We start from the raw sequence: 24,732 nt of genomic DNA, 5'->3' as shown, positions 1-24,732 counted from the left end.
GGCTCAGGCAGCGCGAGTGGAAGGCAGCAGCCCCTCGGACGGAGAGCTGGGGTCGGCATCGTAGTATTTACGTTTGACGCGGCCCGCCAAATAGGCCATGCGCCCGGCCTGTACACCCAGGCGCATGGCGTGTGCCATCTGGATGGGGTCTCGGGCACCGGCGATAGCGGTGTTCATCAAAATGGCGTCGCAGCCAAGTTCCATGGCGATCGCGGCGTCTGATGCTGTGCCGACGCCTGCATCCACCAGCACGGGGACGGACATCTGGTCGATGATCAGTCGCAGGTTCCAGGGGTTGATGATGCCCATGCCTGAGCCAATCAGCGAGGCCAGGGGCATGACGGCAGCTACGCCGATATCTTCAAGCATCTTGCACTGGATGGGGTCGTCGCTGCAGTACACCATTACATCAAAGCCGTCGTCCACCAGGGTTTTGGCCGCTGCCAGAGTTTCGGGCATATTGGGGAACAGATTGCCGGCATTGCCCAGAACCTCTAGTTTGCACAGATTGTGGCCGTCGAGAAGCTCGCGGGCCAGGCGCAATGTGCGCACGGCGTCGTCAGCCGTATAACAGCCGGCTGTGTTGGGCAGGATGGTGTAGCGATCCGGGGATAAAAAATCCAACAGATTGGGCTCGCCGGGGTTTTGCCCGATATTGGTGCGCCGGATGGCAACGGTGACGATTTCTGTGCCGCTGGCCTCGATGGCCTCTTTGGTTTGCGCAAAATCCCGGTATTTGCCGGTGCCCACCAGCAGGCGAGACTGAAAGCTGCGGTTGGCAATGGTGAGGGTGTCTGGTGTGGTCATAGTGTGCGATGGCTGTCTTTCAATAGGTGCGGCCGCACGGGGCGGCCACACACAAGGATAATCCATTTATAGGGCCTCGTCCGGTCTATCTCTGTGCTGCTCGGTGATAGGCTTTATTGCGCAGCAGCCCTGAGGCCTTGCAGATCATGGCAGAGTGTTTCAGCAGCATCGATCAGTCGTGGCCCGGGCCGGTGCAGCCAGTCTGGATTGATGGTGTAGACGTGACCTGCCCGGGCGGCTTCAAGGCCGTGCCGGGCCCACCATTGCGCACGCGCCCGTCCGGATGCCGGATCAGGGGGCGACAAGATCAGTGCGTCCGGGTTCAGGTGCAGTACGGATTCCAGGCTTACCTGGGGCGCAGCAATGCGGCGTGAACCATAGAGATTGCTTGCGCCGCAATGAGACAGCATATTGTTGACCAAGGGGTCGTTGCCCAGCGTAAACAGGGGGTCGGCGCTGATCTCGATAAAAACAGTGGGTGCCGGCGGGGCCAGCGGCTGCAGACGTGCAATGCGCGCTTCAAGTGCACTGGCCGTTTGCCGGGCGCGGGCCTGGGTGCCCAGCCGTGCGCCCAGATGGCGGATCAGGGCCGGGATATCTTCCAGCGTTTGTGGATTGGCGTATATCAACGGGATGTCCAGGCGCCCCAGCGTGTCAGCCAGGGCGCGGCTGGCGTCAGTGGGGTACCAGGCAATCACCAATGTGGGATGTTGCACCAGGATGGATTCCGCACTGTACTGGAAGCCGTTGCCCACGCGCGGGATGTGCTGCGCCGCTGCCGGATAGTTGCTGTGCTGCACGGTGGCCACGATGTCGGCGCCTGCCCCTGCGGCAAACACCAGCTCGGTGGCGTGGGGTGCCAGGGTAATGATGCGTGGCGTGTGATCCTGCGTGGCGTGTGCCGGAGCTACCCACAGCACGCCTTGCAGCGGCAGGCATAGGAGGAGCAGGGGCAGCAGCTTGCGCAGGCACACGCGTATCGGCATGGCTTACATCTTCCAGGACAGATTTACAAACACGTTGGAGCCTGGTGTGTTGTAGCCATCCACCAGCACATAGTCCTTATCAAGGACGTTGTTCCAGCGCACCTGAACACCCAGAGACTTGTTGAAGTCGTAGGCGGCGGTCAGGTTGAGCAGGGAATAGCCGCCGAGGCGGTTTGTGTTGGCGGCGTCTTCATAGCGGTTGCCCGTGTACTGGTATTCGGCACCCAGCTTCAGGGCCTGGATGCGGTGTTCGACGCTGGCGTGGAACACCTGTCGCGCCCGGTGAGGCAGCATCGAGCCTTCGGCAGGCGTGAAGCCAGCGGCGGGTTTCGGATCGTCGTTGCGTGGATCGAGGAAATCGGCGCTGGCACGCAGGGTGGTGTTGCCCAAGGTTTGTTCGGCACTGAGTGTCAGGCCACGAATCGTTGCGTGGTGGATGTTCATCAGTGTTGATGCCTGCGTGACAGGATCTGTCTGGCCGCTGATCAGATTCTCAATCACATTCCGGTAGGCCGTCAGGCGCAGGCGAGTGTCTGCATTCTGATACTGGAAATGTGCCTCGAAATTGCGGGATTTCTCGGGTTTCAGATTGGGATTGCCAACATACGATCCAAAAAACCCGAAATCCTGGAATGGCCAATAGAGGTCATTGAACGTGGGGGCATGAAATGCGGTGTTGCCCGCCACGCCCACTTGCCAGTCGTTGCTCAGATCAAAATCCAGCCCCAGGCTACCGGTGGCCTGGTTGCCGTAGCCAGAGATATTGTCGTTGCGCAGGCTGCCCTGGGCATGCACCCGCTGGTAATCCGCTTTGTAAATCAGTGCGGCCGCATTGGTGTTACGGGCGTCTTCCTCAAAATGCGTGGTGCCTTGTACGCGCTCTTCCTGGCGCTCCAGCAGTAAAGAAATTTCCTGGTAATCGCCCAGTGCCAGTGTATTCAGCCAGCTGTAGTGGCGCTTCAGAGAGTTGACCACCGCCTGCGCGCCACGGTCATCGTAGTTATCCCGGGTAAAACCAAATTTCAGGTGGCTGCGCCAGCCCGGCAGGATTTCATCGGTACTGTCCAGGCTGTAGGCCTGCTGGCGGTACAGGGCCACCACGTTGGCGGTGGATGAAAACCCATTGTCGTAGTCGCCGTGGGTGTAGCTGTCGTAGGCCGTCAGGCCCAGGCGGTGGCCTTTGGCCCAGCGGTAGCCCAGCGTGCCCGATACCGAGTGGCTGCGATAGCCGTCTTTATCGGAGGTGTGGTTGAAATTACGTTTGCCATTGGCCAGATAGGGGTGTGTGGCGTCATAGCCCTTACTGTTGGCGGTGCTGGTCGAGAAACTGTAGTCCCATTTTTCAGACGCACCTGATATCCCGGCACTGGCTTTTGCAGTTTCGTACGTGCCGTAACCCACATTGGCCCAGGCAGAAAGTGGCTGATCCTGCTGGCCCTTTTTGGTGATCAGGTTGATGACACCGCCGATGGCATCCGAGCCATATAGGCTGCTGGCCGCTCCTCGCAGAATTTCGATGCGTTCCAGCATGGCTGGATCGATCGCTGCAAAATTGACGATACCGGCACTGGAGCCATTGATCCGCATACCATCAATCAGGATAAGGGCGTGGGCGGTGTTGGTACCTCGTAAAAACAGGCTGCTGACGGTTTGCGGCCCGCCGTTGGTGCTGACTTGTATACCGGGCGTGCGGGCCAGGATGTCAATCACGCTGTCGCCGCGGGCCTCGGCCAGTTGCTTGGGGCTGATCACCGACACGTCCCCAACCACATCGGCCAGGGGTTCCGGAGTTCGGCTGGCCGTCACAACAATGTCTGGCAAGACAGTGACAGCAGGGGTTTGTGCAAGGAGGGTGGCGGGAAACGCGCCGGACAGGCAGGCAGCGGCAATGGCATGCCGCAAAAATGAGGTAGTCATGGTAAGCCCTGTGTGGTGTGCGTCCCCGCACACCCAAATGATCGAGGCCTGCAAGCCCGGCACGCGCTCTGTTGACAGAGCACCGTGTGGCCAGCAGGCGGCCAGGTGGTTGAAGCAGGCCGGTATCGGGCTGGCATGCCAACCAGCTCAAGGCTGGAGAACATACGCACCGTTGCGGGGGCAGCACAGTTGGGCTTGGGGTTAAGCCACCTGTTTCCCGTTTTGATGTTCTATTGCAAAGAAGGCGTTAGAACATACCTGTTTCGTCGGGCATTATAAGCGGCTAAAAAACGTACGGCTGCCTGTCGGCAGCCGTTATGCGCCACCAAAGCTTGGTGACGGGGGTAATACCTGTGATCAGGCGTGGGCAGGCTGGCGGTTGGCGCCCAGCAATGCGCTCAGGACGCGGGTTATCAGGCTGACTTGAGGGCGGTTGGCACGTGCGGCGCGCTCTTCAGCCATCAGGCGCTCGAAGGCTTCGTTGACCGGGTAGTTAGAAAAAGGTACCAACATGCTGCTCTCCTTATGATTAATTTTCATCGAGTAACTAGTGAAATCCCTTACAGGGTTAACCCTAGTGTAGCAAACATGAATGGATTTGAACAGTCTTGCCTTCCCTTGTTTTTGTGGTCTGTGGCCCGAATGCCACCGCGCAGCGCATGGGGCGTTGCAAGGGTTTGAGACAGGCAGTTTGTTGCAGTGTTCTCTCTGGCTGCGGGCGCGACGATACAATCAGTGTCTATTCTTCAATTTTTCCAGGTCCTGCCGTGTCCTATCCCGCTTTGCCGTATCCCATCGAATCCTATACCCGAGGTGCCGACTTCGTGCGCTTGCTGGCGCAGCGTATTGTGGTGCTGGATGGGGCTATGGGCACCATGATCCAGCGCTACAAGCTGGAGGAAGCTGATTTCCGTGGCATGCAGTTCAAGGATCACGACCATGATCTGAAAGGCGACAATGATCTTCTTTCGCTCACGCGTCCCGATGTGATCCGGGAGATACACCAGGCGTATCTGGAAGCGGGTGCCGATGTGGTGGAAACCAATACTTTTGGTGCTACCCGTGTGGCCCAGGGTGATTACGGCCTGTTGGATATTGCCTACGACCTCAATCTGGCGGCGGCACGCCTGGCTCGCGAAGCCTGTGATGCAGTGGCGACACCCGATCGCCCGCGCTTCGTGGCAGGGTCTTTGGGGCCGCAACCCAAAACGGCCTCGCTGTCGCCCGATGTCAATGACCCGGGCGCACGCAATGTCACCTTCGAACAACTGCGCGTGGCCTACACCGAGCAAATCAATGGCCTGCTTGATGGCGGCGTGGATTTGCTGCTGGTTGAAACCATTTTCGATACCCTGAACGCCAAGGCAGCCATTTTTGCGATTGAATCTGTCTTTGACGAGCGCCAGGTGCGGCTGCCCGTGATGATTTCCGGTACGGTCACGGATGCCTCGGGCCGTATTTTGTCCGGGCAAACGGTAGAGGCCTTCTGGAATTCCGTGCGCCACGCACGGCCGGTCACCATCGGCCTGAACTGCGCCCTGGGTGCTGCCCTGATGCGCCCTTATGTGGCTGAGCTCTCCAAGATTTGCGACACCTATGTGTGTGTCTATCCCAATGCAGGTCTGCCTAACCCGATGGCAGAAACCGGCTTTGACGAAACACCGGCCGACACCTCCAGCCTGCTTGAAGAATTTGCCCAGGCCGGGCTGGTCAATGTGGTGGGTGGATGCTGTGGCACCACCCCAGAGCACATCCGTGAAATCGCCCGCAAGGTGCAGGGCCTGCCCCATCGCAAACCGCCCGAGATCCCTGTCAAAACACGTTTGTCTGGGCTTGAGCCGCTAAATTTCGACCGCGATACCTTGTTCATCAATGTGGGTGAGCGCACCAACGTCACAGGCAGTAAAAAGTTTCTGCGGCTGATTCGTGAAGAGAAATTTGACGAGGCACTGTCGGTGGCGCGCCAGCAGGTGGAAAGCGGCGCACAGATTATCGACATCAATATGGATGAGGGCATGCTGGACGCCCTGGTGCTGATGCCGCGGTTTCTCAATCTGCTGGCCTCCGAGCCCGATATTTCCCGGGTGCCGGTGATGATCGACAGTTCGAAGTGGCCTGTCATCGAAGCTGGCCTGCGCTGCGTCCAGGGCAAGTGCATTGTCAACTCGATTTCCATGAAAGAAGGTGTCGAGCCTTTCATCGAACAGGCCCGCCTGTGCCGCAAGTACGGGGCGGCTGTGGTGGTGATGGCGTTTGACACCGATGGCCAGGCCGACAGCCTGCAGCGGCGTATCGACATTTGCAGCAAGGCCTACGATATTCTGGTCAACCAGGTGGGCTTCCCACCGGAAGACATTATTTTCGACCCCAACGTGTTTGCCATTGCCACCGGCATCGACGAGCACAATCATTACGCCGTGGATTTCATCGAAGCCACGGGCTGGATCACCGAAAACCTGCCGCATGCACGGGTGTCGGGCGGGATCTCCAACGTCAGCTTCTCCTTTCGCGGCAACGAGGCCATGCGTGAGGCGATTCACGCGGTGTTTCTGTATTACGCCGTGCAGCGTGGCCTCACCATGGGTATTGTCAATGCCGGTCAGCTGGGCGTGTATTCCGAGCTCGACAAAGCGGTGCGGGATCTGGTTGAAGACGTGGTGCTGGATCGCGCAGAGCCGGTCAGCAAGACAGACCTGGCTGACGAGCGCACGTCCACCGAACGATTGGTCGAGCTGGCCGAGACCATCAAGGGCTCGGGTGCCAAAAAAGAAGAAGACCTCACCTGGCGTGAAGGTACGGTGCGCGAGCGCCTGACGCATTCCCTGGTGCACGGCATCACCACATTCATTGTCGAAGACACCGAGGAAATCCGCGCGGAGATCATGTCGGCGGGTGGACGGCCCATCGAAGTCATCGAGGGCCCGCTGATGGATGGCATGAATGTCGTGGGCGATCTCTTTGGTGCAGGCAAGATGTTTTTGCCGCAGGTTGTGAAATCAGCCCGGGTCATGAAGCAGGCCGTTGCGCATCTGTTGCCGTTCATCGAAGAAGAAAAGCGCCAGCTGGCAGATGCCGGCGGCGATGTGCGCTCCAAGGGCAAGCTGGTGATTGCCACCGTCAAGGGCGATGTGCACGATATTGGCAAGAACATCGTCACGGTCGTCTTGCAGTGCAATAACTTTGAAGTCTTTAATATGGGTGTGATGGTGCCGTGCTCCAAGATCCTGGACAAGGCCAAAGAAGTTGGCGCCGACATGGTGGGCCTGTCGGGCTTGATCACCCCCAGCCTCGAAGAAATGGCTTACGTGGCCTCCGAGATGCAGCGCGACCCTTATTTCCGCGATCGCAACATCCCGCTGCTGGTGGGCGGTGCCACCACCAGCCGGGTGCATACCGCGGTCAAGATTGCCCCCAACTATGACGGGCCTGTGATTTATGTGCCGGACGCCAGCCGCTCGGTGGGTGTGGCCACCAACCTGATGTCCGATCAGGTTGATACGTACCTCAAAGAAGTTGCCGCCGAATACGAGCTTGTGCGTGAGCGCCATGCCAATCGCAAGTCCACGCCGATGCTGACCATCGAGCAGGCCCGCGAGGCCAAGCCGGCCATCGATTGGGCAAATTACGCCCCGCCGCGCCCCAAGTTTATCGGCCGGCGGGTGTTCAAGCATTACGATCTGCACGAGATCCTGAAGTTCCTGGACTGGACACCGTTCTTCCAGTCGTGGGGCCTGATGGCTCAGTTTCCGGCGATTCTCACCGACAAGGTGGTGGGCGAGCAGGCGGTGAAGCTGTACGAAGAAGGCCAGGCAATGATGAAGCGCATTGTCGAAAACCGCTGGCTGACCGCCAATGGCATTGTGGCGTTTTATCCGGCCAACAGCATCAACGACGATGACATCGAAATCTATCGCGATGAAACCCGCAGCGAGGTGCTGCTGACATGGCGTGGTGTGCGTCAGCAGACCGAAAAACGCCAGGGTGTGGACAACAAGTGTCTGGCCGATTTCATTGCGCCCAAGGATTCCGGGATCACCGACTACATCGGCATGTTTGCTGTCACGGGTGGCCTCGGTATTGAAACGCACGAAAAGCAGTTTCAGGATGCCGGAGACGACTACTCGGTCATCATGCTCAAGGCATTGGCCGATCGCCTGGCCGAAGGTTTTGCCGAGACCCTGCATGCCAGGGTGCGGCGCGACCTCTGGGGCTATGTGCCCGACGAAGATCTGCCCAACGAGGACATTATCGGCGAGAAATACCAGGGCATCCGCCCGGCGCCAGGCTACCCTGCCTGTCCAGAGCATATCGTCAAGCGCGAGATGTTCGATCTGCTGGCGTGTGACGACATCGGCATGCAGCTGACCGAAGGGTTTGCGATGATGCCGGCATCCAGCGTGTGCGGGTTCTACTTCAGCCATCCACAGTCCAAGTATTTCAATGTGGGCAATATCGGGGCTGATCAGGTGGCTGATTATGTGCAACGTACCGGACGCGACGAAGAAGATGTACGGCGCACCCTGGCCAGCACCTTGCGCTAGGCGGCCTGGCTGCCATGTCGCGCGATGATGCGGCACGCCGCCTGGCACTGGGTGCGTTTCTGCGCAGTGCCCGCGCGCGCGTAAGCCCCGCCGACCACGGCTTGCCCGCCGGTCTGCGGCGGCGCACACCGGGGCTGCGTCGCGAAGAAATCGCCCAGCTTTGCGAGATCTCCAGCACCTGGTACACCTGGATCGAACAAGGGCGTGATATTTCGGTATCGGTGGATGTCTGGTGCCGCCTGGCAGATGTCTTGCGTCTGGCGCGGGCTGAGCGTCACTATCTATTCAACCTGGCCGAGTGCGCGGATCCTCTGGCCGGACACCTGGAAAGCATTCCCTTGCCCGACGGGCTGGACGACTGCGTGCAAAGCATCCAGGGGCCTGCCTATATTCTGGATCAGGCCTGGAATGTGCTGGCCTGGAATGCACCGCTGCAAGCCTTGTTTGATGGCTGGCCGGGGCGGGGGCGGGCCAATCTGCTGCACTATATTTTTATGGATCCGGCCGCGCGAACCCTGGTTGTGGATTGGGAGGATCGCGCCCGACGGGTGGTGGCCGAGTTTCGTGCCGATGTGGCCGCTCTGGCCGGCGACCCCCTGATTCAATCTCTGGTGAGCGAGCTACAGGCCGGCAGCCCTTTGTTTGCGCATTGCTGGACGCGGCAAACCGTGGTTGATCGCGAAGGCGGCTTGCGTGATTTCCAGCATCCCCGGGACGGCCGGGTGCGTTTCCGACAGTTCACGTTTCGGTTGGCGATCCGGACAGACTGCAAGCTGGTGATGCTGTTGGCGCAGGATTCGTCAGCGGGTGTGGCGTAGCTGGTTACCCGAGCGCGCGGACAAGCGCCGAAACGACAGGGCCGATAGGGCCACACACAAGGCAGTTACGCCAAACCCCCACACCACGTCGATGCGATTGGCTTCCAGGCCGCCGCGCAGGCTGATGCTGAGATTTAATGTGACGGCCGCACAGGCCACCCCAAGGCTGATTCCCAATTGCTGGGCCGTGGCGGCAAAGCTGCTGGCCCGGCTCATCTGGGCGGAGTCCAGATCAGCGTAGGTAAGCGCATTGACCGCAGTGAATTGGAGCGAACGGAAAAAGCCACCCACCAGCAAGACGGTGACCATCAGCCAGACAGGGGTGGTGGCCTGAAACAGCGCGCAGGCCGCCGTGAAGCTGGCGGCGATCAGGGCATTCCAGGTAAGCACCCGCTTGAAGCCAAAACGGTGCACGATGGGTGTGGCCACCAGCTTCATCAGCAGCGCACCCGCCGCTGAGGTAAACGTGATCATCCCGGCAGAGAAGGCGGACAGGCCGAAGCCCACCTGTAGCAGGATGGCCAGCAAAAAGGGTGATGCGCCGCTGGCGAAACGGCATAGATTGCCGCCCAGCACCGATACGGCAAAGGTTTGGGTGCGCAAGAGGCTGAGATCAATGATGGGGTAGGTGGCGTGGCGTGCATGGCGTATATACAGAATGCTGCACAGCAGACCGAGTGCCAGCAGGCCCAGCAGGGTGGATAGGCTGAAACTGGCGTGGCCCACGGCTTCCAGAAAGACCATCAGTGAGGCCATGGCCGCGCCGCTGAGAATAAACCCGAGGGTATCCAGGCGCGGACGATTGTCCGGGATGTCACGGGCGATATAGCGCCGGATCAGCGCAATCCCGAAGATGCCCACCGGGATATTGATCAGAAATATCCAGTGCCATGAGGCATAGGTAACCAGAAACCCGCCCACCGGCGGGCCCAGCACCGGGCCCAGAAGCGCAGGCAGTGTCAAAAATGCCATGGCCTGCACAAGTTCGGATTTCGGTATGCGTCGCAGCAGGATAATGCGCCCCACCGGTACCATCATGGCACCGGCAGCCCCCTGAGCAACCCGGGCGGCAACCAGCTGCGACAGCGTCTGGGAAAGTGCGCAGGCGGCCGAGCTGAGGCTAAACAGCACAATGGCGGCAAGAAATATCCGCTGGGCGCCAAAGCGGTCGGCGGCCCAGCCACTGATCGGGACAAACACGGCAGTGGCCAGCAGATAACTGGTGATGGTGATGTTCATGTGGACGGCACTGGTACCAAAATCCAGCGCCATGGCAGGCAGGGCGGTGGCCACCACCGTAGAATCCAGCATTTGCATGAACAAGGCGCAGCCCACGATAAAGGGGATCATCTTTTGTTCTCGTGTGCGGGTGCTGGGAGTAACGGGACTGGCTGGGCTGGGGCTTGGCATGGGCACGCAAATGCGCCGGGTGCAGTACACTTGGCGCATGGGTCACAGAGATCACTAAGACACTATTATGGCAAACAACTTCACATCCGAACTCACACAGTTCATCACGCAGTACAAAACCGAGAATGCCGACACCGAGGCGCGTCAACGCGAGGGTCGGTTTCGTCTCTGGGACAAAGCGCTCGATGCCGAGCAACAAGATGGGTTTCGTGCCGCCCAGGTGGCGCAAGATCCTTACGTGTATTACCAAAACGCCTGATTCATCCACATGCAGCCAGATCCCTCGACTGGCCTGGATGCCTTGATGACTCCGGCTGTCGACAGCACACCGGATGTCATTGATCACATTGCCTTGGCTCGTCTTTATGGCGAGCCTCTGTTTGCGATCCCCCAGGATCTTTACATCCCGCCTGATGCGCTCGAAGTATTTCTCGAGGCCTTCGAGGGCCCGCTGGATCTGCTGCTCTACCTGATACGCAAGCAGCATTTCAATGTGCTGGATATTCCGATGGCGGAAGTGACCGCACAATACCTGGGCTATGTCGAACAGGTTCGCGGCAGCAACCTGGAGCTTGCCGGCGAGTACCTGCTGATGGCGGCACTGCTGATCGAGATCAAGTCGCGCATGTTGTTGCCGGTTCGGCAGTCGGATACCGGCGAAGAAGTTGAAGACCCGCGTGCCGAGCTGGTGCGCCGCCTGCTTGAATACGAGCGGATGAAACTGGCTGCCCAGCGTCTGGATGCCTTGCCCCGTCAGGGCCGGGATTTCCTGCTCAGCCACGCACTGGCCCAGCACCAGACAGAAACCTTGCTGCCGCAGGTAAGCCCTGATGATTTGCGTGACGCCTGGAACGCCATCCTGCAGCGGGCGCGTCTTAATGCCAATCACCGCATCACACGCGAGCAGCTGTCTGTGCGCGATCACATGAGCCACATTTTGCGTCGCTTGTCGGATGTGCGCTTTATCGAATTTACCGAGCTTTTTCTCGAACGCGTAGGCATGGGTGAGCCCGCTGCCGTCATTGTTGTGCATTTTCTGGCTTTGCTGGAACTTGCCCGCGAGTCTTTGCTGGAAATTACCCAGGCAGCGCCCTATGCGCCACTGTATGTCAGATTGTCCTATACGCGTTCGGCCTGAGTGCCCGCGCCGGAGCCCGCTTTGAAAGTCGTCCACACCATCGAAGATCTGCGTGACCAGCTGCGAGGCCAGTTGCGCGTTGCCTTTGTGCCCACCATGGGTAACCTCCATGCGGCCCATTTGTCATTGATGCGTTTGGCCCGCCAGCATGGTGATCCGGTGGTTGCCAGTATTTTCGTCAATCGGCTGCAGTTTGGCCCCAACGAAGATTTTGATCGTTATCCCCGCACATTGGCCGAAGATATCGAGAAAATGGAGCGTGAACGCGACGTCTATGTCTTGTTTGCCCCAGACGAGCGCGAGCTTTATCCCGAGCCGCAAAATTTTCGTATTCAGCCGGGTGACAATCTGGGCAAGATCCTTGAAGGCGAGTTCCGGCCAGATTTCTTCGTGGGCGTCAGTACCGTGGTGATGAAGCTGTTTTCCTGTGTGCAGCCGCGTGTGGCCGTGTTTGGCAAGAAAGACTATCAGCAATTGATGGTGGTGCGCGCCATGTGCCGGCAGTTTCAGCTGCCTGTCGAGATACTCGCCCACGAAACCGTGCGCGACCCCGACGGCTTGGCCATGTCCTCGCGCAACCGGTTTTTGTCGGCCACCGAGCGCGCCGAGGCCCCGCAGCTGTATGGCCTGCTGCAAGGCGTGCGCGACCAGCTTCTCCAGGGCGACGGAGTGCGTGAAACCGCCGAAGCGCGGGCAATGCAGGTATTGCATGATCGTGGCTGGGATCCCGATTATGTGGCGGTTCGCCGGCAGCGCGATCTTCTGCCACCCACTGCCGACGAAATCCACAATGGTGAGCCCTTGGTAGTGCTGACAGCGGCACGCCTGGGTACCACCCGGCTCATTGACAACCTGGAGTTCCAGTTGTCCTGAGGCTGCGGGCAGTCGCCCCCCTGTGTTGGCAGTCCTGGACTGCAGCCACTGTTTTCAGGTGTTCTCCAGGATGAGAGACACGTAGTGATCTTGATGATTTGCCGCCTGTAAATACCCGTTATTTATGGCAGCTTGGTGCAAATGACAGCCTGTCAGAGCTGGCAGATGGCAACCCGTAATCGCCATGGCACAATCCCCCCATATCAAGAAAAAAGGGGATAACCATGTCTTGTTTCGATTCGAGAAAACAGGGTGTACTATCGGCCCGCACCGGGCCGGTAGGCCTTACCTCGCGCGAGCGTCAGGTTGCGCAGTACATCACACAAGGCCGCTCCAACAAATATATTGCGCTCGAGCTCGGTGTGTCGCAACGCACCATCGAAGCCCATCGGGCGCGTGTATTTGCCAAGATGGGTGTGCGCAATGCGGTAGAACTGACCAGCCACTGGATAAGCCAGAGCCAGCGGCCGCTGGCCGCTGATCACTTTGGTCAGGCGTCGGCGTGTATTGGCCGGTTTAACTTGCCGGGCACGGTTGTGCCGGCTTGCCAGATAACTCGGCAATGGGGTCAAGATCTGCCTGGCGGGTGAGGCTCGATGTCAGCAAGGGCACCTGGCCATTCAGGCGGTCGATCTGCAGCACATTGGATGACGTGAAGCTCAAGCTGGCATAGGTTTGTTGCCCAGCTTGCAACATGATGCGCACCGGTGCGGTACCCGTCAGAAACCAGCAGCCCATGGCTGTGGTGGCCGCTTGCTGATCAACCGGAGCCATCCGCGCGCGCCACTGGCCGTCGGGTGCCAGGGTAAGTGTCAGGCGATTGGGCGCACAGCCAGCGCCTGCGGTACAGGCCACGGTGCCCAGATAGGTTCGGGTATCAGCCAGCATATCGGGGGTTTGGCGGCCGGTTGTACCGGTGCTGCTGGCCTGTGCCGGCGTGGTTTCTGTTGCTGCCGGTGTGTCGCCGATGTTTGTACCGGCCTGTGCCTGGGCAGCTTGCGTATCTGTGGCCTGGTTTTGGCCAAAGCCCAGTTGCAGTTGGGCGGGTGCCTGGCCTCCGGTGCCGCCTTGCGCGCGCTGCATGGCATCCGAGGCCGTGCTTTCGCGGGGTGAATCATAGTAGCCGGGCTCGCGTTGCTGGGCACAGGCCCCCAGCAGTACCACCAGGCCAAGGCCCAGCAAGCGGGTTGATAAGCGGTTTACAGGGCGCAGCATGACAATATCCGTCAAATGGGCGAAAACGCCATTCTACGCATTTGTGCTGGTCTTGGGCATCTTCTGGGGCCTTGGTGGGCTGGCATTGGCCGTGCTGGCCAGTGTGCTGCTGGGCAGCCGTCTGCGTGTGTGGGGTCTGCATTATCAGGGTTGCTTGCAGCAAGGTGCACCTGCCAATGCCGCCACTTTGTGGCGTGCGGCCCGGGCTGCCTGTTGCTGCTGTGCATGGCACTGGCTGGATGTGGCCGCAGCGGTGGGGCTTGGCTTCATGGCTCTGCTGCTGTGGCAGATGCATGGGTCTTTGTGCTGGCCTTGGCTGTTGTTGGGCGGGTGGCTGGCTGTGCTGGCCAGCCTGGATCATCACAGTGGTCTGTTGCCCGATGCGCTGACAGGGCCCGGGTGGGCCTTGGGTTGTCTGCTGGGGGGTCAGCCGTTTATTACTGCGTTGGTCTCTTCTGTAACCGTCTGGGCCATGCTGAGCCTTGTGGCGTGGGGATACCGCCAGGTTCGCCTGCGTGAGGGCTTTGGCGGTGGAGACGTCAAGCTGCTGGCCATGTTGTCTGCCTGGCTGGGTATGCTGCCCGCCTTGGCCATCTTGTGGCTGGCCTGCGGGTGCGCCTTGTTGGTCTGGCTGCTGGCAGGCGCCTGGCGGGGGCAGCGTGCATACCGGATGGGGCCCTATCTGGCACTGGCCACGGTACCCAGTCTGTTTTTCCCGCAGGCCTGGGGTACAGTCATGCTTTGATTTGATGCAGGGATATTGACATGCTGTCCATCGGCCTGACAGGTGGAATCGGATCCGGCAAGACACAAGTGGCAGATCTGTTGGCCGGTTGGGGCGCTGCGCTGATCGACACCGACCAGATTGCCCACCAGCTGACGGCCCCCCGGGGGGGGGCTATCGCCCCGTTGGCCGCTGCATTTGGCGCTGTCGCCATCCTCCCCGATGGCAGCATGGATCGCGCCTGGATGCGTGAACACGCGTTTGCCGATCCCGCTGTCCGCCGGCAACTCGAAGCCATTTTGCATCCCCTGATTCGTCAGGAAGTGCAACATCAGGCCGAGCAGGCCCGTGGGCCTTATCGGGTGTTCGTGGTGCCTTTGTTGGTCGAGTCGGGTCGCTGGCGCGACCAGGTCGATCGCATCTGCGTGGTGGATTGCGATCCCGAGACCCAAATCCGCCGTGTACGTGAGCGCAGCGGGCTGACGCCAGAGACCATTGGGCGTATCATGTCCGCTCAAGCTTCTCGGGCCGATCGGTTGGCTGCGGCCGACGATGTCATCCTCAATGATGGCGCCACCGATCTGCAGGTTCTGCGACAGCGATCCTGGCACTGCCATCAGTTGTGGTGTAGTCTGGCTTCCCGGTCGTCCGATGGGCCGGCCATTCATGATTAGGGTCTGTTGCGTGTGATTCTCTACGAATACCCCTGTAATGAACGTGTGCGCACTCTCCTGCGGGTAGAGTACCTTTTCGATCGTCTGTTTTTCTTTGCCCGAGGCGAAGACCCCCATTTTCATCAGGTGGCCCTCACCACCTTGTTCGATCTCCTCGATATCTGCGAGCGTGCCGATGTGCGCACGGCCACCCTCCAGGATCTGGATCGTCATCGCACTGCCTTGGCAGCTCTGCGCGAGCACCCAGGTGTCGATCGTCAAACACTGGATACGCTTCTTGAAGAGATCCAGGCGGTATCGGCTGCACTGGCAGGCCAGGGGCGCATTGGCCAGTGCCTGCGCGACAACGAATGGCTGGCCAGCCTGCGAGGGCGCATCTCGGTGCCAGGCGGCTCCTCGCCCATTGATCTGCCTTCGTATTACGCCTGGCAGGTCAAACCGGCCGATGTCCGCATCCGTGATCTCCAGCACTGGATCGAACCCATGTTGCCCCTGCATCGCACCATGGCGCTGATCCTTCAGTTGTTGCGCGATGCAGGCGACGCCCGCGAACACATGGCCAGCCAGGGCGCCTACCAAGAGATGCTGGGTGGCAAAACATTTCAATTGCTGCGTGTCTGGGTGGATTCCCAGCATGGCGTGTTTCCCGAAATCAGTGCCAACAAGTACGTGATCTGGGTACGATTCTCCACCCAGGATAACGAGGTCAAGCCGCAACCCGTCGGTGCTGATGTCACCTTTCGGCTGGCGCGCTGCAATCTTTAGGGCTGTTCTCCATGGATAACATCACGACGTCGCCTGAAGGCGGGCGCCGCCGGGTCTGGGTGTGGATCCTGGTGTGTATATTGCTGGTGTTTGCCGGCTGGTGGTTCTGGCCTGCCAGTACCCCAGGGACTGGGGGTGGAGGGTTTCGTGGTATGGCGGGGATGGGGGGCAGTACACCCGTCTCGGTTGTGACCGTTCAATCCGGGCAAATCGATCGCACCGTGCGTGCTCTGGGCACCGTCACGGCACCCGCTACCGTCACCATTCGCGCCCGGGTCGATGGCCCCCTGCAGTCGCTTGATTTTGAGGATGGCCAGTTGGTAAAGGCGGGGGATGTCCTGGCCGTGATCGACCCCAAACCCTATCAAATCCAGCTGCAGCAGGCCAAGGGCCAACAGCAGCAACATGCTGCGCAACTCGAAAACGCGCGTCGCGATCTGGCCCGCTACGAGAAGCTCTTCAAACAGGATTCCGTCGCCCGCCAGCAGCTCGATACCGCACGCTCAGAGGTTAACCAGCTGCAGGGCCAGGCGATGATCGACAAGGCGGCCGTGGCCGATGCCGAGCTGCAGCTCAGTTACACAGAAATCAAGGCGCCGGTATCGGGGCGTCTGGGCCTGCGTCGCGTGGATATCGGCAATATGGTGCATGCGTCCGATACCGATGGCATCGTGGTGCTGACGCAAAATCAGCCCATTGATGTGCTGTTTGCCGTCCCGCAAACATGGCTGCCTGCGGTACTGGCGGCACGTGAGGCAGGGCAGACACTGCAAACCCAGTTACTGGGACAGACGGGCAGCACCGTGGTGGCGACCGGCACGCTGGTGGCGGTGGATAACCAGATTGATGTCGCGACGGGCACTGTGCAACTAAAGGCCCGTTTTGATAACACGGATGAATCCCTGTTTCCCAATCAGTTTGTGCAGGTGCGTCTGCGGCTGGGCATAGAAACCGGCTTGCTGGTGCCCTTGCGGGCGGTGCAAAGGGGCTCGGCGGGCGAGTACGTTTATCGGCTGGATGCTGAGAAAAAAGCGCATGTGGTACCCGTTACCTCAGGCGTGGATGATGGCAATCAGGTTTTACTGACTTCCGGTGTGCAGGCGGGCGACACCATTGTCCTCGAAGGCACTGATCGCCTGCGTGAGGGCAGTACAGTAGAAATCGTCACGCCCGAAGCCGGAACGGAACCGATGTCGTGAACCTCTCGCGTCCGTTCATCCTGAGGCCAATTGCCACGTTTCTGGCCATGGTGGCCCTGGCACTGGCGGGCTTGCTGGCTTATCGCGAGTTGCCGGTATCGGCCTTGCCACAGGTTGATTTCCCCACCATTCAGGTCACTACCTTGTATCCAGGGGCGGGGCCGGATGTCATGACGGCGCTGGTGACTTCGCCACTGGAGCGCCAGCTGGGACAGATGCCTGGCCTGTCACAGATGCTATCCACCAGTTCCGGGGGCTCGTCGCGCATCACCTTGCGCTTTGATCTGGGCTTGCCGCTGGATGTGGCCGAGCAAGAGGTGCAGGCCGCCATTAATGCAGCCTCCAACCTGTTGCCTGGTGATATGCCGGCACCACCTGTTTACCGGAAAGTAAACCCAGCCGATGCGCCTGTGATGACGTTGGCCGTCACCTCGCCCTCTTTGCCGCTGGATCAGGTGCGTGACCTCATCGAAGTCAGGGTGGTGCAAAAGCTCGCCCAGATCTCCGGGGTGGGCCTGGTGAGTGTCACTGGCGGTCAGCGGCCCGCCGTGCGGGTACAGGTAAATGCGCAGGCACTGGCGGCGCATAAGCTCAGTCTGGCTGATGTCCGCAGGGCCATCACGCAGGCCAATGTCAATCAGCCCAAGGGTAATCTCGATGGGCCGCAACGCTCGCTCACGATTAGCGTCAACGATCAGCTGAAAGATCCGGCCGAGTACCGGCAGCTGATTATTGCCTACGAAAACGGTGCGCCCTTGCGTCTGGGGGATGTCGCGCAAATCACCCGTGGGCCCGAAGACCTCTACCAGGCAGCGTGGTTTAACCAGACACCAGCGGTGTTGCTCAATGTTCAGCGCCAACCAGGTGCCAATGTTATTGATGTGGTGGATCAGATTCAGGCCCTGTTGCCGGGGTTGCGCGAAACCCTGCCTACCGGGGTGGATTTGCAGATTGCCTCTGATCGCACACAAACCATCCGCGATTCTGTGAATCATGTGCAAATTGAAATGCTGCTGGCCATCGCCCTGGTGGTAGCCGTCACTTTTGTTTTTCTGCGTACCTGGCGTGCCACGCTGATCCCCGGGGTGGTGGTGCCATTGTCTTTGGTGGGCACTTTTGGCCTGATGTTTTTGCTTGGGTTCAGCATCAATAACCTGACCCTGATGGCGTTGACGATTGCCACCGGTTTTGTGGTGGATGACGCGATTGTGATGATTGAAAACATCGCCCGCCATATCGAAGAAGGCGAAGACCCCCTCACTGCGGCCTTGCGCGGCGCCAAACAGATCGGTTTTACCCTGGTGTCCCTGACGGTATCGCTGGTGGCGGTTCTGATCCCGCTGCTGTTTATGGCGGATGTGGTGGGGCGCCTGTTTCGTGAGTTTGCCATCACGTTGGCCGTAGCCATCCTGCTGTCGTTGCTGATCTCCCTTACGCTCACGCCCATGATGTGCGCGCGCATGTTGAAATCACAATCTGTCCAAACGGGGGGGCGTTTTGTGCAGGCCTGCGGCCGGTGGATGGATCGGCTGGTGGCCGACTACGACCGCGGCTTGCAATGGGTGTTGCGTCACCAGACGGCCACCCTGTGGTTTGCAGCAGGCACGCTGGCGGTTACCGCCTTGCTGTATCTGGGCATTCCCAAGGGTTTTTTTCCGCAGCAGGATACTGGCGCCCTGCAGGCCATCACCCAGGGCCCTCAAACAGTGTCTTTTTCGCGGATGTCTCAGTTGCAGCAGGCTGCCGCCCAGCGGGTGCTGCAGGATCCTGCCGTCGCTTCGGTTGCCTCGTTTATCGGCATTGACGGTAACAACACCACGCTAAACACCGGCAGGCTGCAGATTACGCTCAAGCCGCTTTCCAGTCGTGATGCCCGCGCCACCGAAGTGATGGCGCGCCTGAGGGATTCTTTGCAAACTGTGGTGGGGCTGCAAGCCTGGTTGCAGCCGGTACAAGAACTTTCCGTCGAAGACCAAATCAGCCGGGCGCAGTTTCAGATGACGGTGGCCAGCCTGGATGAAGACGCGCTGGACCAATGGGTGCCCCGTTTGGTGCAGGCCATGCAGGCCTTGCCGCAGTTGCGTGATGTAGCGGGCGACTTGCAAAACCGTGGCCTGGGCCTGCAGGTAGAGGTGGATCGCGATGCTGCGGCGCGCCTGGGGGTTACGCAGTCTGCCATCGATGACGCTCTTTACGATGCTTTTGGCCAGCGGTTGATTTCAACCATTTATACGCAGTCGGCACAATATCGCGTGGTCCTTGAGGCCGATGGCATGTTGACGGGCGGCGGCCCCGAGGCGCTGTCACATCTGTATGTGCCCACGGCCAGTGGCGCCGTCACTCCTTTATCGTCTGTGGCGCGGTTTGTGCCGGGTACCACTCATCTGGCCGTGCAGCGCCTGGGGCAGTTTCCCGCCGCAACCCTGTCCTTTAATCTGGCACCAGACGTTGCGCTTTCCGATGCCGTCCAGGCGATTGAGTCGGCGCATCAACAATTGGGCATGCCCGATAGCCTGGAGATTCAATTTCAGGGGGCGGCCAGGGCTTTTCAGGCGTCGCTGTCCAGCACGCTGTGGTTGCTGCTGGCGGCGGTGGTCACCATGTACATCGTGCTGGGGGTGCTATACGAAAGCCTGATTCACCCCGTCACCATTCTCTCCACCTTGCCCTCGGCAGCCATTGGCGCCCTGGTGGCCTTATGGATTGGCGGCACCGAGCTCGACATGATCGGCATCATAGGCATCATTTTGTTGATCGGGATCGTCAAGAAAAATGCCATATTGATGATTGATTTTGCACTGGATGCACAGCGCGAACGCGGCCTGGGGCCACGGGCCGCCATCCACGAGGCCGCCTTGCTGCGTTTTCGGCCCATCCTGATGACCACGCTGGCGGCATTTTTCAGTGCGATCCCCCTGATGCTGGCAACCGGCTCTGGCGCAGAGCTGCGTCAGCCCCTGGGCCTGGCGATGGTGGGCGGCCTGCTGTGCAGCCAGTTGCTCACCTTGTTTACGACGCCTGTCATCTACCTGATGTTCGAGCGCCTGGGGCAGCGCTGGCGGCCCGGGCATAAAACGCCATGAGGTTCTTTGCCCTGTTCCTGCGCCGGCCAGTGGGCACTGCCTTGTTGTGTCTGGCGATGGTGCTGACAGGGGCCCTGGCCTGGCGGTTTCTACCGGTGGCGCCGCTGCCGCAAGTGGATTTTCCGATGGTGTCGGTCTCGGCTTCGTTGTCGGGCGCCAGCCCTGAAACCATGGCGTCCAGCGTGGCCATGCCCCTGGAGCAATCGCTGGGCGCGATTGCCGGGGTCACCAGCATGAGTTCGCGCAGCAGCGAGGGACAGACCAATATCTCGCTGATGTTCGATCTGGATCGTGATATCAACAATGCTGCGCGGGATGTGCAGGCGGCCATCAATGCGGCCAGGCCGTCATTGCCTTCGGGCATGCGTGGCAATCCGGTGTATCGCAAGGTCAACTCGTCCTCGTCGCCTGTGATGACATTGGCACTGACTTCAGACACCGCTACTCAGGGTGAGCTCTATGATCTCGCCTCCACGGTGCTTTCCCAGAAGCTCTCGCAAGTGAACGGGGTGGGGCAGGTTACCCTGGGTGGCAGCTCTTTGCCGGCCGTGCGGGTTCTGCTCAATCCCAGAGCCCTTGAATCCATGGGTGTGTCGCTGGATCGCGTGCGTCAGGTGCTGCAGGATGTGAATTCGATGCGCCCTGGCGGGCTGGTGCAGGTGGATGAGCGCCAGTGGCAGATTCTGGCCAACCCCCAGCTGCGCCGCGCGGCTGATTACGCGCCCCTGATCGTGGCCTGGAAAGACGGGCGCCCGGTGCGGCTCAGTGATGTGGCCCAGGTGCAGGACTCAATTGAAGACACCAATCAGGTGGGGTATTTCAACGATAAGTCGGCTGTATTGCTGATCATTCGCCGCCAGACAGACGCCAACATCATCGAAACAGTCGATGCGGTGCGGGCCTTGTTGCCTGCATTTCAGGCGCTGCTGCCCGAGTCGGTGCGCCTGACGGTTGCCCAGGATCGCACGCCCAGTATCCGGGCGTCTCTGTACGAAGCCGAGCTTACCCTCGTGCTATCGGTGGTGCTGGTGGTGGCCGTGGTGTTTGCGTTTCTGGGCAACTGGCGGGCCGCGCTGATTCCGGCCATCGCAGTGCCAGCATCGCTGATCAGCACCTTCAGCCTGATGTGGTGGTTTGGTTTCAGCCTTAACAGCATTTCCTTGATGGCCCTGATCGTTGCCACTGGTTTTGTGGTGGATGATGCCATCGTCGTGCTGGAAAACATCATGCGCTATGTCGAGCGGGGGATGAAGCCTGCGCGGGCGGCCTTGCGCGGTGTCACCGAAGTGGGTTTTACCGTGCTCGCCATGAGCATCTCGCTGATTGCCGTGTTCATCCCCTTGTGGCTGGTGGGCGGGCTGGTGGGGCGGTTGTTCGAAGAATTTGCCGTCACGCTCTCGGCCGCCATCGCGGTGTCCCTGCTGATTTCCGTCACCCTGACGCCGATGATGGCGGCACGCCTGCTGCGTATCAGCCCGCCCACGGCGCCTGTGCGGCGCAACCTGCTGGCACGCGGCCTGCAGGCGATGGGTCAGCGGGTGGCGGTGGGTTACCAGCATTCTTTGCGCTGGGCGCTGGATCACTCCCGTCTTGTGCTGCTGCTGCTTTTGGCCACCATCGGTTTGAATGTCTACCTGTATATCAGCGTGCCCAAAGGGTTTTTTCCGCAACAGGATACCGGGCAGCTGCTGGGCTTTTTTCGGGTGGATACCGGCACGTCGTTTGAAGAAACCCAGCAGCGGCTGGATGCGTTTCGCAAGGTGCTGCTGTCTGATCCGGCGGTAGATACTGTCACCGCCTATGCCGGCGGGCGCGGGGGCAGCAACTCCAGCTTCATCCAGATCCAGCTTAAGCCACTGGATCAGCGTGATGTCAGTGCCAACCAGTTGGTCAACCGCCTGCGCCCAAAGTTCGAGCACACCCCGGGTGCACGCATGTTTTTGGTGCCACAGCAAGATATCTTTGTCGGCCACTCGTCGCGGGCGGGTTCGTATTCCTACCAGTTGATGGGTAGCGACCTTGCCCTGCTGACTCACTGGTTGCCCAAGGTTAGGACTGTGCTGGCGGGCTTGCCCGAGTTGGTGGATGTGGACGATAACGTGGATGACAAGGGCCGCCGCCTGGAGCTGGTAGTGGATCGTGATGCCGCGCGACGTGCCGGGGTGCAGATGGCGGATCTCGCGGGTGTGCTTAATAACGCCTTCAGTCAGCGTCAGGTGGCCGTGCTGTATGGCGACCTCAACCAATACCATGTGGTGATGGGGGTGCAGCCGCAATATGCCCGTGATCTCCATTCTTTGCAGGCCTTGCAGGTGGTCAATGATCAGGGGCTGCGTGTGCCCCTGATGGCCTTTACCCAGGTGGAAGAGGGCACTGCACCACGGTCGGTCAATCATGAAGGACTGTTGGCGGCTGACTCAGTGTCCTTCGGGCTGGCACCGGGCGTGTCATTGGCCCAGGCCCTGGCGGCTATTGATCGCGCTGTCGCCCGCATCAATCTGCCCAGTCAGGCACTGCAGGCAGGTCTGGATGATAGCTCCAGTTTGATGCGTGATTCGGTGGCGCAGCAGCCCTGGATGTTGCTGGCGGCACTGGTGGCCATGTATCTGGTGCTGGGGATGCTGTATGAGAGCCTGCTGCATCCGATCACGATCCTTTCTACGCTGCCGTCCGCAGGGATCGGTGCCTTGCTGGCCCTGCGGTTGGTTAATATGGAGTTCACTCTGATCGCGCTGATCGGGGTGTTTTTGCTGATTGGCATTGTCAAGAAAAATGCCATCATGATGGTGGATTTTGCCCTGCAGGTGCAGCGCCGCGAGGGGCTGGATCCGCGCGAAGCCATTTACCGCGCCTGTCTGGCGCGCCTGCGCCCGATCCTGATGACCACCGTATCGGCCATGTTGGGCGCCTTGCCCCTGATTCTGGCTACGGGGGCAGGTGTCGAGATGCGCCAGCCGTTGGGGCTTACCATTTTGGGGGGATTGCTGGTAAGCCAGATACTGACGCTATATACCACCCCAGTGGTGTATCTGAGCCTGGATCGCCTGCACCGGCGCTGGCGCCCGCATACGCCCCGTTCTTATCACCCTGTGGTGCCTCATGCCTGATGTCCGTCTGTCCTGTCGTCTGTTGTCATTGCTGGCCAGTGTGTTGCTGGCGGGGTGTGCCGTGGGGCCGGATTATCAGCGGCCTGTCCAGGATGTTGGGGTGGTCTACGCCCATGCCCCCGACGGCCAGTGGCGTCCGGCAGAACCAGGAATGGCGCAGCTCGAGCCTGCCTGGTGGAAGGGCTTCAATGATCCGCAGCTGGATGAGCTGATGACGCGGTTGTCGGCACAAAACCTGGATCTCGTCCAGGCCGAGGCGCAGTATCGCCAGGCGCAGGCTGCGCTGGCAAGCTCACGGGCGGGGCTTTTCCCCACGCTGGATGCCTCGGCCTCCAGATCCCGGGCGGGCCAGGGAATCTCCAGTGCCAATAATCCCGCCACCAATTACTCTTTGTCGGCCACGGCCAGCTGGGAGCTTGATCTCTGGGGGCGGGTGCGCCGTGGTATCGAGGCCTCACGGGCCGGCGCACAGGCCAGCCAGGCAGATCTCGCAGCCATGCGCCTGAGCCTGCAATCAACATTGGCGCAAACCTATTTTTCCGTGCGTACTAGTCAGCAGCAGGACGCCTTGCTGGGCCAAACCTACGACGAATACCAGCGTGCCCTGGAGATGACCCGTAACCGCTATGCAGCCGGCGTGGCGTCCTCGGCCGATGTGGCAGCAGCGCAAGCCCAGCTCGAGCAGGTGCGGGTGCAACGGATCCGGCTGGGCTGGCAGCGTGAACAGAGCATCCATGCACTGGCCGTGCTGGTGGGCCAGGTGCCGGCGCATTTCAATCTGCCGGCGGGTTCCATGCCGGTGCAAGCCCCTGAGGTACCGGTGGGTGTCCCGTCGGTATTGCTGCAGCATCGTCCCGATATTGCAGCGGCAGAGCGCCGTGTGCGTGAGGCCAATGCACGGATCGGCGTGGCGCAAGCCGCATGGTTTCCGGATATCACGCTCAGCGCACAGGGGGGCTATCGTGCAGGTGAGTTTGCTTCGTGGTTGCTGGCACCCGCACGGTTCTGGACTATCGGGCCGGCCCTGGCCTTGTCTTTGTTTGACGGAGGGGCCCGCAGTGCGGCTGTGGATTCGGCGCAGGCGGGCTACGATGCCCAGGCTGCGGCCTACCGCAAAACCGTGCTGGATGCAATGCGTGAGGTAGAAGACGCCCTGGTGCAATCGGCTTCACTAGTGCGCGAACAAGCCGCCCAAAACCGTGCCCTGGCCGCCTCGCGCGAGACCTTGCGACAGGTGACCAATCAGTACAAGGCAGGCTTGGTGGATTATCTGAGTGTGGTGCAGGCCCAGGCCAGTGCCTTGTCGGCCGAGCAAAACACCCTGGATCTTCAGGCGCAGCGCCTCACGGCAGCCGTGCTGCTGATGGCGGCACTGGGCGGTGGCTATACACAACCCAGTCAGGATGCCGCCAAGGCCGGGCAAACGCCCGTCAGCGCGGAGTAATCAGGCGCAGGGGGGCCTGGGCAGCCGCCAG

General features: G+C 60.3%; 19 protein-coding genes and 1 riboswitch. Of the genes, 13 read left to right on the top strand and 6 right to left on the bottom strand.

Annotated elements, in window-relative coordinates:
- Positions 1 to 3 precede the first annotated feature (3 nt).
- The 4 genes from WA928_RS09030 to WA928_RS09015 form a co-directional block, all read right to left on the bottom strand.
- Positions 4 to 807, bottom strand: coding sequence for a thiazole synthase (locus tag WA928_RS09030; RefSeq protein ID WP_424302456.1), 804 nt, complete (start codon positions 805 to 807; stop codon positions 4 to 6).
- Positions 808 to 920: 113 nt separating this feature from the next.
- On the bottom strand, positions 921 to 1,793 hold the full coding sequence (locus WA928_RS09025) for a cobalamin-binding protein (RefSeq protein ID WP_424302453.1): 873 nt from the start codon (positions 1,791 to 1,793) through the stop codon (positions 921 to 923).
- 3 nt (positions 1,794 to 1,796) lie between these two features.
- Positions 1,797 to 3,710: a TonB-dependent receptor domain-containing protein gene (locus tag WA928_RS09020; protein WP_424302450.1), complete on the bottom strand. Its 1,914-nt coding sequence runs from the start codon at positions 3,708 to 3,710 to the stop codon at positions 1,797 to 1,799.
- Positions 3,711 to 3,810: 100 nt separating this feature from the next.
- Positions 3,811 to 3,987: riboswitch (cobalamin riboswitch) on the bottom strand.
- An 80-nt stretch (positions 3,988 to 4,067) separates the two neighbouring features.
- On the bottom strand, positions 4,068 to 4,223 hold the full coding sequence (locus WA928_RS09015) for a hypothetical protein (RefSeq protein ID WP_424302447.1): 156 nt from the start codon (positions 4,221 to 4,223) through the stop codon (positions 4,068 to 4,070).
- 254 nt (positions 4,224 to 4,477) lie between these two features.
- On the opposite strand from WA928_RS09015, the gene metH reads away from it, so the two are divergent.
- Complete coding sequence (gene metH / locus WA928_RS09010; protein WP_424302444.1) at positions 4,478 to 8,251, top strand: methionine synthase; 3,774 nt, start codon at positions 4,478 to 4,480, stop codon at positions 8,249 to 8,251.
- A 14-nt stretch (positions 8,252 to 8,265) separates the two neighbouring features.
- A complete protein-coding gene (locus tag WA928_RS09005; RefSeq protein WP_424302441.1) occupies positions 8,266 to 9,069 on the top strand; it encodes a helix-turn-helix transcriptional regulator in 804 nt (267 codons plus the stop codon).
- Here the strand turns inward: WA928_RS09005 and WA928_RS09000 are convergent.
- Entirely contained in the window at positions 9,052 to 10,419 is a 1,368-nt protein-coding gene (locus WA928_RS09000; RefSeq protein ID WP_424302438.1) for a DHA2 family efflux MFS transporter permease subunit, read from the bottom strand. The two genes, WA928_RS09005 and WA928_RS09000, sit on opposite strands and share 18 nt — an antisense overlap.
- A gap of 127 nt (positions 10,420 to 10,546) precedes the next feature.
- Between WA928_RS09000 and WA928_RS08995 the strand changes: the two genes are divergently transcribed.
- The 4 genes from WA928_RS08995 to WA928_RS08980 all read left to right on the top strand — a co-directional run bounded on the left by WA928_RS08995 (position 10,547) and on the right by WA928_RS08980 (position 13,080).
- Positions 10,547 to 10,738, top strand: coding sequence for a DUF3460 family protein (locus tag WA928_RS08995; protein WP_424302435.1), 192 nt, complete (start codon positions 10,547 to 10,549; stop codon positions 10,736 to 10,738).
- Positions 10,739 to 10,747: 9 nt separating this feature from the next.
- A complete protein-coding gene (locus WA928_RS08990) occupies positions 10,748 to 11,617 on the top strand; it encodes a segregation and condensation protein A (RefSeq protein WP_424302432.1) in 870 nt (289 codons plus the stop codon).
- Positions 11,618 to 11,638: 21 nt separating this feature from the next.
- Positions 11,639 to 12,490 (top strand): pantoate--beta-alanine ligase, encoded by an 852-nt coding sequence (gene panC, locus WA928_RS08985; protein WP_424302429.1) that lies wholly within the window; start codon positions 11,639 to 11,641, stop codon positions 12,488 to 12,490.
- Between the two features lie 224 nt (positions 12,491 to 12,714).
- Positions 12,715 to 13,080, top strand: coding sequence for a response regulator transcription factor (locus WA928_RS08980; RefSeq protein ID WP_424302426.1), 366 nt, complete (start codon positions 12,715 to 12,717; stop codon positions 13,078 to 13,080).
- Here the strand turns inward: WA928_RS08980 and WA928_RS08975 are convergent.
- Positions 13,007 to 13,705 carry a hypothetical protein gene (locus WA928_RS08975; RefSeq protein ID WP_424302423.1) on the bottom strand — a complete coding sequence of 233 codons (699 nt, stop codon included), beginning with the start codon at positions 13,703 to 13,705 and terminating at the stop codon, positions 13,007 to 13,009. The genes WA928_RS08980 and WA928_RS08975 overlap by 74 nt on opposite strands.
- Here WA928_RS08975 and WA928_RS08970 point away from each other — a divergent pair.
- Genes WA928_RS08970 through WA928_RS08940 form a run of 7 tightly spaced genes read left to right on the top strand, consistent with a single transcriptional unit; the run spans position 13,704 to position 24,701 of the window.
- The gene (locus WA928_RS08970; protein WP_424302420.1) at positions 13,704 to 14,450 is read left to right on the top strand and encodes a prepilin peptidase; all 747 of its coding nucleotides are present in this window, start codon (positions 13,704 to 13,706) and stop codon (positions 14,448 to 14,450) included. The genes WA928_RS08975 and WA928_RS08970 overlap by 2 nt on opposite strands.
- Positions 14,451 to 14,470: 20 nt before the next feature.
- Positions 14,471 to 15,103 (top strand): dephospho-CoA kinase, encoded by a 633-nt coding sequence (gene coaE / locus WA928_RS08965; protein WP_424302417.1) that lies wholly within the window; start codon positions 14,471 to 14,473, stop codon positions 15,101 to 15,103.
- Positions 15,104 to 15,115: 12 nt separating this feature from the next.
- The gene (gene zapD / locus WA928_RS08960; RefSeq protein ID WP_424302414.1) at positions 15,116 to 15,868 is read left to right on the top strand and encodes a cell division protein ZapD; all 753 of its coding nucleotides are present in this window, start codon (positions 15,116 to 15,118) and stop codon (positions 15,866 to 15,868) included.
- An 11-nt stretch (positions 15,869 to 15,879) separates the two neighbouring features.
- Positions 15,880 to 17,067 (top strand): efflux RND transporter periplasmic adaptor subunit, encoded by a 1,188-nt coding sequence (locus WA928_RS08955; protein ID WP_424302410.1) that lies wholly within the window; start codon positions 15,880 to 15,882, stop codon positions 17,065 to 17,067.
- Positions 17,064 to 20,150: a multidrug efflux RND transporter permease subunit gene (locus tag WA928_RS08950; protein WP_424302407.1), complete on the top strand. Its 3,087-nt coding sequence runs from the start codon at positions 17,064 to 17,066 to the stop codon at positions 20,148 to 20,150. The genes WA928_RS08955 and WA928_RS08950 overlap by 4 nt, the downstream gene beginning before the upstream one ends.
- Entirely contained in the window at positions 20,147 to 23,257 is a 3,111-nt protein-coding gene (locus tag WA928_RS08945) for an efflux RND transporter permease subunit (RefSeq protein ID WP_424302404.1), read from the top strand. Before WA928_RS08950 ends, WA928_RS08945 begins: the two co-directional genes overlap by 4 nt.
- Complete coding sequence (locus WA928_RS08940) at positions 23,250 to 24,701, top strand: efflux transporter outer membrane subunit (RefSeq protein WP_424302401.1); 1,452 nt, start codon at positions 23,250 to 23,252, stop codon at positions 24,699 to 24,701. The genes WA928_RS08945 and WA928_RS08940 overlap by 8 nt, the downstream gene beginning before the upstream one ends.
- Positions 24,702 to 24,732: the final 31 nt, after the last annotated feature.

Origin of the sequence: Castellaniella sp. (assembly GCF_049651205.1) — a bacterium.
GTDB lineage: Bacteria > Pseudomonadota > Gammaproteobacteria > Burkholderiales > Burkholderiaceae_B > Castellaniella.
The sequence above is the reverse complement of the archived record's forward strand: the minus strand, read 5'-3'. Positions and strand labels throughout refer to the sequence as shown.